This is a genomic window from Brachybacterium saurashtrense (genome assembly GCF_003355475.1).
Taxonomy (GTDB): domain Bacteria; phylum Actinomycetota; class Actinomycetes; order Actinomycetales; family Dermabacteraceae; genus Brachybacterium; species Brachybacterium saurashtrense.
Window position 1 is genome coordinate 334,603 of the sequence record NZ_CP031356.1, and the last position, 13,076, is coordinate 347,678.

The 13,076-nt window shown below is 72.7% G+C and carries 12 protein-coding genes; 6 read left to right on the forward strand and 6 right to left on the reverse strand.

All coding sequences use genetic code 11. The features are described from left to right. Nucleotides 1-29 precede the first annotated feature (29 nt). From DWV08_RS01520 to DWV08_RS01535, 4 genes are all read right to left on the reverse strand, one after another. Complete coding sequence (locus DWV08_RS01520) at nt 30-1,757, reverse strand: ABC transporter family substrate-binding protein (protein WP_115412184.1); 1,728 nt, start codon at nt 1,755-1,757, stop codon at nt 30-32. Between the two features lie 91 nt (nt 1,758-1,848). After that, on the reverse strand, nt 1,849-3,948 hold the full coding sequence (locus DWV08_RS01525; RefSeq protein WP_115412185.1) for a dipeptide ABC transporter ATP-binding protein: 2,100 nt from the start codon (nt 3,946-3,948) through the stop codon (nt 1,849-1,851). Continuing rightward, a complete protein-coding gene (locus tag DWV08_RS01530) occupies nt 3,941-4,957 on the reverse strand; it encodes an ABC transporter permease (protein WP_115414862.1) in 1,017 nt (338 codons plus the stop codon). The genes DWV08_RS01525 and DWV08_RS01530 overlap by 8 nt, the downstream gene beginning before the upstream one ends. 7 nt (nt 4,958-4,964) lie before the next feature. Then, entirely contained in the window at nt 4,965-5,954 is a 990-nt protein-coding gene (locus DWV08_RS01535) for an ABC transporter permease (RefSeq protein WP_115412186.1), read from the reverse strand. A 482-nt stretch (nt 5,955-6,436) separates the two neighbouring features. Here DWV08_RS01535 and DWV08_RS01540 point away from each other — a divergent pair, with 482 nt between their 5' ends. Then, nucleotides 6,437-7,522, forward strand: coding sequence for a ThiF family adenylyltransferase (locus tag DWV08_RS01540; RefSeq protein WP_115414863.1), 1,086 nt, complete (start codon nt 6,437-6,439; stop codon nt 7,520-7,522). An 80-nt stretch (nt 7,523-7,602) separates the two neighbouring features. On the opposite strand, the gene DWV08_RS01545 is transcribed toward DWV08_RS01540, so the two are convergent. Both DWV08_RS01545 and moaA read right to left on the reverse strand, forming a co-directional pair. Continuing rightward, nucleotides 7,603-7,896, reverse strand: coding sequence for a MoaD/ThiS family protein (locus DWV08_RS01545; protein WP_115412187.1), 294 nt, complete (start codon nt 7,894-7,896; stop codon nt 7,603-7,605). Between the two features lie 11 nt (nt 7,897-7,907). After that, nucleotides 7,908-9,008: a GTP 3',8-cyclase MoaA gene (moaA, locus tag DWV08_RS01550; RefSeq protein WP_115412188.1), complete on the reverse strand. Its 1,101-nt coding sequence runs from the start codon at nt 9,006-9,008 to the stop codon at nt 7,908-7,910. A gap of 184 nt (nt 9,009-9,192) precedes the next feature. Between moaA and DWV08_RS01555 the strand changes: the two genes are divergently transcribed. The 5 genes from DWV08_RS01555 to DWV08_RS01575 all read left to right on the forward strand — a co-directional run bounded on the left by DWV08_RS01555 (nt 9,193) and on the right by DWV08_RS01575 (nt 12,991). Further along, a complete protein-coding gene (locus DWV08_RS01555; protein WP_241237281.1) occupies nt 9,193-10,464 on the forward strand; it encodes a molybdopterin molybdotransferase MoeA in 1,272 nt (423 codons plus the stop codon). Beyond that, complete coding sequence (gene moaC / locus DWV08_RS01560) at nt 10,461-11,003, forward strand: cyclic pyranopterin monophosphate synthase MoaC (protein ID WP_115412189.1); 543 nt, start codon at nt 10,461-10,463, stop codon at nt 11,001-11,003. Before DWV08_RS01555 ends, moaC begins: the two co-directional genes overlap by 4 nt. Beyond that, nucleotides 11,000-11,548, forward strand: a complete 549-nt coding sequence (locus tag DWV08_RS01565; RefSeq protein WP_115412190.1) for a MogA/MoaB family molybdenum cofactor biosynthesis protein — start codon at nt 11,000-11,002, stop codon at nt 11,546-11,548. The genes moaC and DWV08_RS01565 overlap by 4 nt, the downstream gene beginning before the upstream one ends. Then, nucleotides 11,545-12,072 (forward strand): molybdenum cofactor biosynthesis protein MoaE, encoded by a 528-nt coding sequence (locus DWV08_RS01570; protein WP_115412191.1) that lies wholly within the window; start codon nt 11,545-11,547, stop codon nt 12,070-12,072. Before DWV08_RS01565 ends, DWV08_RS01570 begins: the two co-directional genes overlap by 4 nt. A 64-nt stretch (nt 12,073-12,136) precedes the next feature. Then, nucleotides 12,137-12,991 (forward strand): metallophosphoesterase family protein, encoded by an 855-nt coding sequence (locus DWV08_RS01575; RefSeq protein WP_115412192.1) that lies wholly within the window; start codon nt 12,137-12,139, stop codon nt 12,989-12,991. Nucleotides 12,992-13,076: the final 85 nt, after the last annotated feature.

Consider the following 13,076-nt stretch of genomic DNA (forward strand, 5'->3'; position numbering starts at 1 on the left):
CCCTCCTCACAGCACGTCGATCAGGCGGGTCAGGCGGAAATTCCCACCTGGGTCCAGTCGGTGCTCTCGAACTGCGAGGCACCGGTGTTCACGACGCCCTGCTTGATCGCGACGATGTTCGGCGTCGCGTAGAAGGGGATCACGGTCCAGGTCTCCGCGACGATGGTCGACAGCTCGTTGGCGAGCTGGTGGCGCTCGTCGATGTCGAACGCGCCCTTGAGCTGCTCGTTCACCGGGCCGATGCGGTCATCGGCGTAGCCGGTGAAGTTCTGGCCGGACTCGAGCGGGTACACCAGGTTCGCGGAGGAGGACTCCGGGTACGGGGTGCCCACCCACGAGAAGGTGACCATGTCGAAGGAGCCCGGCATCACGTAGTCGGGGAAGTAGCCGTCGGAGGGGACCGTCTGCAGCTCGCAGTTGAAGCCCACCGCGTTGAGGTTGGTCTGCACCTGGCGGGCGCGGTCGGAGTTCGACTTGGTGTCCGCCGGGATGATGACGCTGAGATCCAGGGACTTGCCGTCCTTGGAGCGCGTCTCGCCCTCGAGCACCCAGCCGGCCTCGTCCAGCAGCGCACCGGCCGCCTCCGGGTCGAAGGTGAGGCTGCCCATCGGCTCGTAGGAGTCCTGGTAGCCGTCCTGGCCGGGCATGTACACGAAGTTGTTCACCAGCACGATGGGCGCCTCCAGCGGACCCACCACGGCGCGGCCGATCGCATCGCGGTCGATCGCGCGGGCGATCGCCTCGCGCACCGCGACGTCCTCGAGCACGCCGTCGCCGCCGTTGACGTTCATGGTCAGGTGCGTCCAGGTGAGACCGTTGGTGGTCTGGATGTTCGCATCGGAGCGGGTCTTCGCCTGCGAGAGCACGTCACCGGTGCCCACGTCCAGCCAGTCGATCTCGCCGTTGGCGAAGGACTGCGGCTGCGTGGTCTGGTCCACCACCTGGAAGATGATGGACTCCAGCTTCGGGGCGCGGCCCCACCAGTGCTCGTTGCGCTCGAGGGTGACCACACCGCCGGACTGGTCCAGGTTGCCCACGGTGAACGGGCCCTTGCCCGGGGTGGGACCGTCGGCGTAGCCGCTGTTGAAGTTCTCCGCATCCTCGAACACGGAGGCGGGCGCCTCCGGGTGGAGCACGGTGATCCAGTCGATGTACGGGCTGGAGAAGACGATCTCGGCGGAGTACTCGTCATCGGTCTGCGTGATCGACTCGATCTGGTCCCAGCCCACGGTCGAGACGACGAGGAAGTCCTCGTCGGAGCCGTTGAGCGCCTCCCACTGGGCGATGAGGTCCGCCACCACGATCGGGGAGCCGTCGTCCCACACGGCGTCCGGGTTGTACTTCACGACGACCGTCTGCGGATCCTCGGAGGTCATCTCCGCGGACTCGATGTAGTCGGGGTTGAGCTCCTTCTCACCGGTCTCGGAGACGATGATCTCCGCGCCGGCGCCGCAGGGCTCGGCGATCTCGGTGGTGTCGGCGTTGTTGCCGTCCACCTGCGAGCGGTTCCAGTTCGCGGGGAAGGTGAGGATCGCCTTGCGCAGGGTGCCGCCGTCCGGGACGTCGTCATAGTCCATGCGCTCCCAGTCGGTCGAGGGCAGCTCGGAGGTCGCCTCCGCCGCCTCCTCGTTCTCCTGGGCGGCCTGGGACTGCTGCTCCTCCTCGGACTGCTGGCCGCCGCAGGCGGCCAGCGCGGCCGCCGACCCGACGACGCCGGTGCCGGCGAGGAAAAGACGACGAGTGCTCGTGATCTTCATGGGGTTCTCTCTTCCTGAGTGAGGTGTGCAGTCCTGCACGGGGGTCTTGGGGTGATGCGGGGTACTGCGGTCGAGGGCGGCCGAGCAGGGCTCAGTCGCCGGGAACGGGGGACAGGGCGGAGATGTCGGCGTCGTCGAGACGACCGATCTCCTCGACGTGATGGCAGGCCACACGCGAGGCGCCGTGTGCGGTCTGCGCCGGGTCGGTTCCCAGGCACTGGGCCTGGCGGTCCTCGTCGAGCATCCGGAACAGGGGGCAGCGGGAGGCGAAGTTGCATCCCGGGATGTCCTCGGTGGGGCTCGGCATGTCGCCGGTGAGCAGGATGCGTCGCCGCTCCCGCTCGATCGCCGGATCCGGCACCGGCACCGCGCTCATCAGCGCGCGGGTGTAGGGGTGGCGGGGGGACTCGAAGACCTCCTGCACCGGCCCGTACTCGACGATCCTGCCCAGGTACATCACCGCGATCGTGTCCGCGATCTCGCGGACGATCGCGAGGTCGTGGGCGACGAACAGGTAGGACAGGCCCAGCTGGTCGCGCAGATCCTCGAGCAGATTGATCACGCCCGCCTGCACGGAGACGTCCAGCGCGGAGACCGGCTCGTCCAGCACCAGCACCTTGGGATTGGTGATCAGGGCGCGGGCGATGCCGATGCGCTGGCGCTGGCCGCCGGAGAACTCGTGCGGGTAGCGGTCGGTCATCTCCGGGGCGAGCCCCACCAGGTCCAGCATCTCCAGCACCCGACGGTTCCGCTCGGCGCGGGGCACGCGGTGCACCGTGAGCGGCTCGGCGATGATGTCGCCCACCGGCATGCGCGGATCCACCGCCGCCATCGGGTCCTGGAACACGATCTGCACGTCCTGGCGCATCCTCAGGCGATCCGCCTTCGAGAGCGAGGAGACGTCCTTGCCGGTGACCTCGAGGCTGCCGCGCTGGGGAGCGGTGAGCTCCATGATCTCCAGCGCCGTGGTGGACTTGCCCGAGCCGGACTCGCCCACCAGACCGAGGGTCTCCCCGGGCCTGACCTCGAAGTCCACGCCGTCCACCGCCTTGACCGTGCCGACGGCGCGGCGGAACACCGAGCCCTTGTACAGCGGGAAGTGGCGCACCAGGTCCTGCGCCCGGACCACGGGGGCCTGGGACTCGGACTGCGACAGCTCGCGCTCCTCGTGCGCGGGGCGCGGGAAGATGTCCGAGGGCTGCAGGGTGCCGGCGGCGATCTCGTCGGCCCGGTGGCAGGCCACCTCGCGGCCGTCGCCGAACTCGGCCACCAGCTCCGGCTCGGTGGTGCGGCAGCGATCCTGCGCGGCCGGGCAGCGATCCGCGAAGGGGCACCCGGCGGGCAGCTTCGCGAGGTTCGGCGGGCGCCCCTCGAGGGGCACCAGGCGCTCCGTACCGGCGGTGAGCATGTTCGGCACCGAGCGCAGCAGGCCCATGGTGTACGGCATGCGGGGGGCGGCGAACACCTGGTCCACCGGCCCCTTCTCCACCAGCTTGCCCGCGTACATCACGGCTACACGGTCCACGTTGCCGGCCACGACGCCGAGATCGTGCGTGATCAGCACCACCGCGGCCCCCGTGACCTCCTTGGCCTTCTGCAGCACCTCGAGGATCTGGGCCTGGATGGTGACGTCCAGCGCGGTGGTGGGCTCGTCGGCGATGATCAGCGTCGGATCGTTCGCCATCGCGATCGCGATCATGGCGCGCTGGCGCATGCCGCCGGAGAACTCGTGCGGGAACGCCTTCACGCGCCGCTCCGGCGCCGGGATCCCCACGATCTTCAGCAGCTCGACCGCGCGCTTCTCGGCGCTGCGCGCCGAGAGCGACTTGTCGTGGAGAGTGAGCGCCTCCTCGATCTGCTGGCCCACCGTGTACACGGGGGTGAGCGCGGAGAGCGGATCCTGGAAGATCATCGCCATGTCGCGGCCGCGCAGCCGGGAGAGCTCGCGGTCGCGCATCCCCAGCAGCGACTCGCCGCGGAAGGTGATGTCGCCGGTGATCTGCGCGGAGGAGGGCAGCAGGCCCATCACCGCGAGGGACGAGACGGACTTGCCCGAGCCGGACTCGCCGACGATCCCGAGGAATTCGCCCTCGTCGACGGTGTAGTCCACGCCGCGCACGGCGCGCACGCCGCCGTCGGCGTTGGGGAATGTGACGGTCAGGTCGCTGACCTTCAGCAGAGGTTCAGGCACGGTTCACCTCACTGGTGGGGTCGATGGCGTCGCGCAGGGCGTCGCCGACGAGGGCGACACCGGTGAGCAGCGCGACGAGGAAGCCGGCGGGGATCACGAACAGCCAGGGGCGGGAGACCGCCGCACCGGTGCCGTCCTGGAGCAGGGTGCCCAGGGAGACGTCCGGGGCCTGGATCCCCAGGCCGAAGAAGGACAGCGAGGTCTCGGCCAGGATCGCCATCGCCACGCCCAGGGCGCCGTCGATGATCAGCAGCGAGGCCACGTTGGGGACGATGTGCCGGCTCAGGATGGTGGGCGTGCTCACGCCCATGAAGCGGGCGGCCTTGACGTACTCGCGCTCCTTGAGGGACTTGGTCTGGTTCTTCACGATCTGGGCCATGATCATCCAGCTGAACAGGCCGATCGCGATCACCAGCAGGCCCCAGGAGGGAAGGAAGCCCAGCCACTGCAGCGCCGCGGGGAGGTTCCCCGGATCCGCGATGGCGGGGGAGACGATCATCAGCACGTAGAACACCGGCAGCACCAGCAGCAGGTTGATCAGCCAGTTGGTGAACATCTCGAACACGCCGCCGAGATACCCGGCCAGCGATCCCATGATCGCCGCGATGAGCGTGGCGGTGGGTGCGGCGAGGAAGCCGATCAGCAGCGACTTGCGCAGCGCCGAGGTCATCGAGGCGTAGAGGTCCACGCCGATGGCATCGGTGCCGAAGTAGTGCTGGGCGCTGGGCGGGGAGTTGAAGTTGAAGGTGTCCTGCTGGCCCTGCTCGTAGATGTTGAACAGATCGCCGAACAGCGCGAAGGCCACGATGAGCGCCACGATCGTGCCGCCGATGTAGAAGTTCGGCTTGCGCTTCAGGCGGCGCCACACCAGGCGGCTGCGGGAGATGGGGCGGTGCGCCTTCTCCTTCTCGGACTCGGTGCGGTCCCGGCGCTCCGCGATGAGGGAGGCGGTGGGCTCGATGTCCTCGGCCAGGTCGGTGCCGTGATCGGCGGGAGGCTGTGCGTTCATCGACATGTCAGACCCTCACTCTCGGGTCGAGTGCCGCATACAGCACTTCGGACAGGGTGGAGCTGAACAGCAGCAGGATGGCGGTGAAGCACACGTTGCCGGCCAGCGCGTTGACGTCGGAGGTCTGCACGGCGACGATGCCGTACTGCCCCATGCCCGACCAGGAGAAGACGATCTCGAGGAAGGCGGAGCCGGCCACCAGCGTGCCGAAGTTGTAGGCGAAGTACGTGGACATCGGGATCAGCGCGACGCGCACGCCGTGCTTGACCAGCGCGTGGTTGCGGGTGGCGCCCTTCGCCCGCGCGGTGCGGATGAAGTCGCTGCCCAGCACGTCCAGCATCAGCGAGCGCTGGTAGCGCGAGTACCCGGCGGCGCCGAACAGCGCCAGCGCGATCGTGGGCAGCAACAGGTGCACCAGGGCGTCCCACAGCTGGGGGAAGAAGCCCGTGATGCCCGCGGTGTAGGCGCCGGTGAAGCGGATCGCCTGGAAGCCCAGCAGCTCGTTGAAGTTCGTCGCGACGATCATCAGGATCACGCCGCCCACGAAGGTGGGCGTGGAGATCAGCACGAAGGAGGCGTAGGTGACCACCTGATCGGAGGCCTTGTACTGCCGCACCGCGCCCCACACGCCCAGGGTCACACCGAGGACCGCGCCCAGCAGCGCGCCCAGCAGCAGCAGTCGGAGGCTGATGCCCGCGCGGCTCATGATCTCGGGGATCACCCAGTTGCCCTGGAGGTCCTGGCCCAGCTTCTGGGAGAGGGGCTCGAAGAGGATCCGCTCGATCCACCACCAGGTGCGCAGCAGCACCGGGTCCTTGTCGTTGACGCCGTAGGCGCTGAGGATGCCGTCGATCGACTCCTCCGGGATCGGAGGGTTGATGCCGAGGTAGCGGCGGCGCGGGAAGAAGAACAGGCTCGCCGCGATGTAGGAGAAGACCGTCGCCACACCCGTGAGGATCAGGTAGTTGACGAACCGCCGAAGGATGTACTTGATCATTCACGAGCCCCCGGGAGGGAGGTGGGGACCTTCGCACGGTGTACCGGCAACAGGCTGTCACTGCGAAGAATCCGCAGGTGACTCCGGACGGGCGAGCGAGATCGCATCGACTGTTCCTCACGTGGTTCGGTGCTCGCCCCGCGGCGGTGCGGGGGTGTGAGCGATTTCCAGCACTGTAGGTCATGTGGGGACGCGTCCTCGCGCCCTCGGAATCTCCATGACCGAATCGTTATGCAGGGCCGCCGCGATGGCGGACCGCCTGGCCGTGGGGGACACTACCTCACATGGTGGAAGCAGATGGAGTTTTCGGGCCGAATGTGCGTGCTGCGGTTACCGATCAGTTGTCTCGGGAGGGTCACGACCCGCAGGTCGGGGACCTCCAGGGCGCCCCGAGGCCCCGTACCGCACCGGATCTCCGGGAGCGGGCCGTGCCGCTGCCCGCCGTGCCCGCCCCCGTCCCCTCGGCGCGGTACCGCCGCCAGATGCGCCTGCCCCAGCTGGGAGAGACCGGGCAGCGCCGTCTGGCCGCCGCCCGGGTGGCGGTGATCGGCGCGGGCGGGCTGGGCGCCCCGGTCCTCGCCTATCTGGCCGCCGCCGGCATCGGCGAGATCACGGTGCTGGACCCGGACGTCGTCGAACCCTCGAACCTCCACCGGCAGGTGCTGTTCACCGAGGCGGACACCGGTCGCGCCAAGGCGGTCGCGGCGGCGGAGCACCTGCGCGCCCAGAACCCGGAGATCTCGGTGCGGGCCGTGGTCGGCGCGCTCACCCCCGAGAACGCGCTCGAGGAGCTCGCGGGCCACCACCTGGTGCTGGACGGCACCGACAACTTCCCCACCCGATACCTCGCCTCCGACGCCTGCGAGCTGCTCGACCTGCCCCTGGTGTGGGGGTCGATCCTGGCCTTCGCCGGGCAGGTGAGCGTGTTCTGGGGGGCGCAGGGCCGCGGCGTCACCTACCGCGACGTGCACGCCGTCCCGCCCCGTCCCGGCGAGGTGCCCAGCTGCGCCGAGGCCGGGGTGCTGGGCATGCTGTGCGGCGTGATCGGCTCCACCATGGCGATGGAGGCGGTGAAGGTGCTCACCGGCAGCGGGGACGCGCTGTACGGGCGGCTCGCGCTCTACGACGCCCTCCGTGCCCGCTGGGACGAGGTGCCGCTGGCGCGGGACCCCGGCCGCCCGCCGGTGACGCACCTCGAGGACGTCGCGCTCACCTGCGGACTGCCCGGCCCCGGAGGGCCGGTGGAGGGCGAGGTGACCCTCGCGCAGCTGCCGGCGCTGCGCGAGGCCGGGGCACGGCTGCTCGACATCCGCGAGGCGGAGGAGCTCGCCGCCGGGATGCTGCGGGGCGCGGAGCACCTGCCGATGGGCGAGCTGCTGGCCCGGGCCGAGGCGGACCCGGCCGGCGCGCGGCGCGAGCTCTCCGACGCCGTGCTCTACTGCGCCGCGGGCTCCCGCTCGGCGAACGCGCTGCAGGCGCTGGCGGCACACGGGATCGCGGTGCGGTCCCTGCGCGGCGGCTTCGACGACGCCGCCGCGGCCGGGGCGGATCTCGTCCCGCCGGCCTGAGGGACCCCGTCGTCCCGCCGGCCGGGTCGTCCCGTCGGCCCGCCGGGCGGTCCCGCTGCGGGCCGCAGGGCCCCGGCCGCTCAGCCGCCCGCGAAGGGCGGCAGCACGTCCACCCGGTCCCCGTCGGCGAGCACCCGGTCCCGGTCGGTGCAGGCCACGGCGTTGACCAGGAGGCTGGAGCGGTCGATCACCTGCACCGCCTCCGCGGCGGCGCCGTCCTGCAGTGCGGCGACGGCCTCGGCGAGCGTGCGCGCCCGCACGCGGGCGTCGTCGGCCCCGAAGGCCGCGGCGGCGCCCGCGAACAGGCGCACCTCGATCAGCGGCGCCGCGGCGGGCCCGCCCTGCGCCGGGGTGTCGGTCTCGGCGGTGGTCATCGCATCCTCCCTCAGCCGCCGATCGCGCTCATCGGGCGCTCCGGCGGCACGAAATCCTCCCGGTCCATGCCGTGACCGGCCTTCTTCCCCCACTGCGCGGCGCGCCAGATCTGCGCGATCGCCTCGTCGTCGGCGCCGGAGCGCAGCGCATCGCGCAGATCCGTCTCCTCGCGGGAGAACAGGCAGGTGCGCACGCGGCCCTCGGCGGTGAGCCGGGTGCGGCGGCAGTCCGCGCAGAACGGACGGGTCACCGAGGCGATGATTCCCACCCGGCCGCGGTGGTGCCCGGTGGCGCGATCGGCCACCTCGAACAGCTCCGCGGGCGCGCCGTCGCGCGCCTCGGCCACGGGGCTGAGCGCAAAGCGGGGCGCGAGCATCGTGTGCACGTCCCCGGCGGTGACCATCGCCCCGCGGTCCCAGAGGTGGTCCGCATCCAGCGGCATCTGCTCGATCACCCGCAGCTGCAGGCCGCGCGTCAGGCACCAGTCCAGCAGGTCCGGCAGCTCGTGGTCGTTGACACCCGGCAGCAGCACGGCGTTGACCTTGATCGGGTCGAGCCCGGCCGCCCGGGCCCCGTCGATGCCGGCCAGCACCCGGTGCAGCAGCGGGCGGCGGGTGAGACGCTCGAAGGTCTCCGTGACCACCGAGTCCAGCGAGACGTTGATCCGGTCCAGCCCGGCCGCGCGCAGCGCGCCCGCCCGATGGTCGAGCCCGATCGCGTTCGTGGTCAGCGAGATGTCCGGCCGGGGATCCAGCGCCGCCACCCCGGCGATGATCTCCTCGAGGTCCGGGCGGGTCAGCGGCTCGCCGCCGGTGAAGCGCACCTGCGCGATCCCCAGGCGCTCCACGCCGATCCGCACCAGGCGGACGATCTCCTCGACGCCCAGCAGCTGGTCCTTCTTCAGGAACACCATCCCGGATTCGGGCATGCAGTACGTGCAGCGCAGGTTGCAGAAGTCCGTGAGGGAGATCCGCAGATCCGTGGCCTCCCGGCCGAAGCGGTCGGCGAGGGCCGAGGTGGCGGGACGATCGGTCGTGTCCGGAAGCGCGGCGGCCGTCTCGTCGGTGCGGCGCGGCACGGGCATCCCCAGGGCGATGCGTCGCGAGGCCATCTGCTCACCTCCAGGGCCGGGATCGGGGCGGACGGGGAACCTCCAGGATAGGTGCCCGCATGCGCCGGTGGTCGGGACCGGGGACCCGATGCCCGCGACGCACCCGTCGTGCGCGCCATACTGGGCGGGGGCCGATCCGCCGGCCCGGCCGCGACCGGCTTCGACGAGGACGAGGAGAGTGCACGTGACCTCGCAGACGCGCAGGGTCCCGCTCGAGGACCACGTGGCGGACGCCGTCGCCCTGCTGGGCGCCGTCCGCGGCACCGAGGTGATTGCGCTGGCCGGCCGCGCCGTCGGCCGGGTGGCGGCCTCACCGCTGCGCGCCCTCGTGGACGTCCCCGGCGTGGACAACTCCCAGATGGACGGCTTCGCCGTGGCGAGCACCGATCTCGCGGACCTCGGCGCCGAGAGCGTCCTCGACCTCCCGCTGGGGCCGACGATCGCCGCGGGGGACGCCCCCTCCGCCCTCGCCGGCGGCACCGCCCGGCCGATCATGACCGGCGCCCCGCTGCCCGACGGGGCGGACCTGGTGATCCCGGTCGAGGAGAGCGCCGACGGCCGCTTCCCCGGCCCGGGCGCCGCGGCCGTGCGCCTGGCGCCCGGCGCCGTGACCCCCGGCCGCTTCGTGCGACGGCGCGGCTCCGACACCCGGCGCGGGGACAGCATCCTGCGCGAGGGGCGGGTGCTCACCCCGCCCCGGATCGCGCACCTGGCCGCCTGCGGGCTGCGGGAGGCGGAGGTGCTCGCCCGCCCGCGCACCCTGGTGCTCTCCACCGGCTCCGAGGTGCTGCCGGCCGCGACCGGCGCGACCGCGGAGCCCGCCCCCGGCACCCTGTTCGACGCCAACGGGCCCGGCCTCGCCGCCGCCCTCGCCGAGGCCGGCGCCGAGGTGGTGCACACCGCCGCGGTGCCCGACGACGCCGCGGCCCTCCACGCGCACCTGCAGCAGATGGTCCGCGCCGAGGACGCGGAGCTCGTGGTCACCAGCGGCGGCGTGAGCCGGGGCGCCTTCGAGGTGGTGCGCCAGGCCGCCGAGCTCCCGGGCGTCGAGCTGTCCTTCCCCTCCCTCGCCCTGCAGCCGGGAGGCCCGCAGGGCATCGGCACCCTCACCGTCGACGGCCGCCGCGTGCCCTGGCTCGCGTTCCCCGGCAACCCCGTCTCCGCCCTGCTGAGCTGCGAGCTCCTCGCCCGCCCGGCGCTCGGCGCCCCGCCCCGCCGGCGCCTGCGCCTCCCGCTGCGGCTCGAGGGCGAGGAGAGCTCGCCCGAGCACCTGGACCAGTACCGGCGCGCGCACGTGCTCCCCTCGGGGGCGGTGCGCCTGGCCGGAGGCGCGTCCTCCCACCTGATCGGCGGCTACGCGGCCGCCGACGCGCTCGTGCTGGTCCCGCGGGGCACCGCGGTGCTCCGCGACGGCGACCTGCTCGAGACCCTGCTTCTGCCCGGAGGTGACGCATGAACGCCCTGCCCGCCCAGAACGCCGCGGAGAACGCCGCCCAGAACGCCCTGTCCCACGTGCGGGACGACGGCTCCGCCCACATGGTCGACGTGACCGACAAGGCGGTGACCTCGCGCCGCGCCCGTGCCCGCGCCGTGCTGCGCACCCGCGAGGACGTGGTGGACCGGATCGCGAGCGGGGACCTGCCCAAGGGCGAGGCGCTCGCCACCGCCCGGATCGCCGGGATCATGGGCGCCAAGCGCACCCCGGACTTGATCCCGCTGTGCCACCCGCTGCCGCTGTCCGGCGTGGAGCTCGACCTCACCCCGCACGGGGACCGGGTGGAGATCCTCGCCGAGGTGCGCACCCGCGGTGTCACCGGGGTGGAGATGGAGGCGCTCACCGCCGCCTCCGTGGCCGCCCTGACCCTGTACGACATGATCAAGGCCGTGGACCACCTGGCCCGGATCGAGGGGATCGAGGTGCTCGCGAAGTCCGGCGGCAAGAGCGGCGACTGGGAGCGGGATGCGGGGTCGCGGCCGGGGGAGGGGACGCCATGAGGCACGTGCCCGCCCGGCGCACCGCCGCCGACTGCCGCCTTCGCGAGGAGGGGCAGGACCCGCCGGCCCTGCGCGGCTCGGCCCGCGTGCTCATCGCCTCCACCCGCGCGGCCGACGGCACCTACGAGGACCGCACCGGCCCGCTGCTGGTGCAGTGGCTCGCCGGCCGCGGCCTCCACCCTGTGGATCGGCAGGTGGTGGCCGACGGCCCCGAGGTGGGCCGCGCCCTCGCCGCCGCGATCGACGAGGGGATCGACGTGGTGATCACCTCCGGCGGCACCGGGATCAGCCCCACCGACGCCACCCCGGAGCAGACCGCCCCGCTGCTGGATCGCGAGCTGCCCGGGATCCCCGAGGAGGTGCGCCGCCTGGGCGCGCGCACCGTGCCCACGGCGCTTCTCAGCCGGGGGCTGGCCGGCATCGCCCGCCGCAGCCTGGTGGTGAACCTGCCCGGCTCCCGCGGCGGGGTGCGGGACGGCATCGAGGTGCTGGACCCGCTGCTCGACCACCTGCTGGACCAGCGCGACGGAGGCGACCACCGATGAGCACGGAGCACCACCCCGATCCCGCCCGCGGCCGCACCCCCTTCGGCGCGGACCCGTCGGCCCTCCGTCTCGCCGGGGACCCCGCCCCGGATCCCGCGGCCGCGCGGGTGCGCGGCGCGGAGATCGCCGCGCAGGAGGTCACCGTGACGGCGATGGCCGCGGCCGTCGCCGATGCCCGCTGCGGTGCGGTGGTCACCTTCGACGGCGTGGTGCGCGATCACGACGGGGGTCGCGGGGTGCACCGCCTGGAGTACACCGCGCACCCCACCGCGGGGGAGGAGCTCGCCGCCGTGGCACGGGAGATCGCCGAGCGGTACCCGGACTGCCGGGTGGCCGTGGCGCACCGCCACGGCCCGCTCGCGATCGGGGACTCCGCCCTGGTGTGCGCCGTGGCCGCCCCCCATCGCAAGCAGGCCTTCGCCGCCTGCGACGACCTCGTGGACACCGTGAAGCAGCGGGTGCCGATCTGGAAGCACCAGGTGTTCGCCGACGGCACCTCCGAGTGGGTGGGCGCGCTGGGCTGAGCGCGCCGGGGCAGGCCCCTGTGCTCGTCACCTCCCGGCCACCTGCGCTGGCTACGGTGAGGCCATGCGCATCCTGCACCTCACGGACACCCACCTGTACGGCGACCCCGACGCCCGCCACTACGACCGCATCGACCCCGCCGCCGCCCTGCGCGGCCTGCTGGCCCGCCTGGACGGGCTGGCGGACATCGACGCCGTGGTCCACACGGGGGACGCCTCGGAGGACGGCACACCCGGGAGCTACCGCCTGCTCCACGAGATCCTCGACCCCGTCGCCGCCGCGCTCGAGGCACCGCTGGCGGTGGTGATGGGCAACCACGACGTCTCCGCCGTGTACGGGGAGACCATCGCCGCCGGGCAGCGCCTGCAGGAGCGGCAGGACAGGGTGGTGCCGCTCGCCGGCGGCGGCAGGATCGTGCTGCTGGACACCAGCGTGCCCGGCGCCGGGTACGGCCACCTCGAGACGGCGCAGCTGGACTGGCTGCGGGACGTGCTCGCGGAGCCGGCCGCGCAGAGCACCGTGCTGGCCCTCCACCACCCTCCCCTGGAGGGGGCCACCGCGCTGCTGCGCGCCCTGGACCTCGACGGCCTCGACGCGCTCGCCGAGGTGCTGGCCGGCACCGACGTGCGGATCGTGCTCGCCGGGCACTACCACCACGCGATGGACGGGGCGATCGCCGGGATCCCCGTGCACGTGGCGCCGGGGGTCACCAACGTGGTCGATCCGCTCGCACCGGGCCGGCACGAGCAGGCGCTGGCGCTGTCCGGGGCGAGCCTCATCGAGCTCGGCGAGGGCGCCCCGCGCGTGATCACCGCGGTCCACCCCAGCAGCGGTGACGTGCTCGGGGACGCGGAGCAGCCCGTCTACCGCTTCGACCCGGAGCAGGTGGGGAGGATCATCGCCGCGGCGGGCCGCTGAGCGCCACGGCCGCGCGCGCCCCGGAACGCACCGAGCCCCCGCGGACGTGGTCCGCGGGGGCTCGGCGCATGCTCGTGGGGGCGGG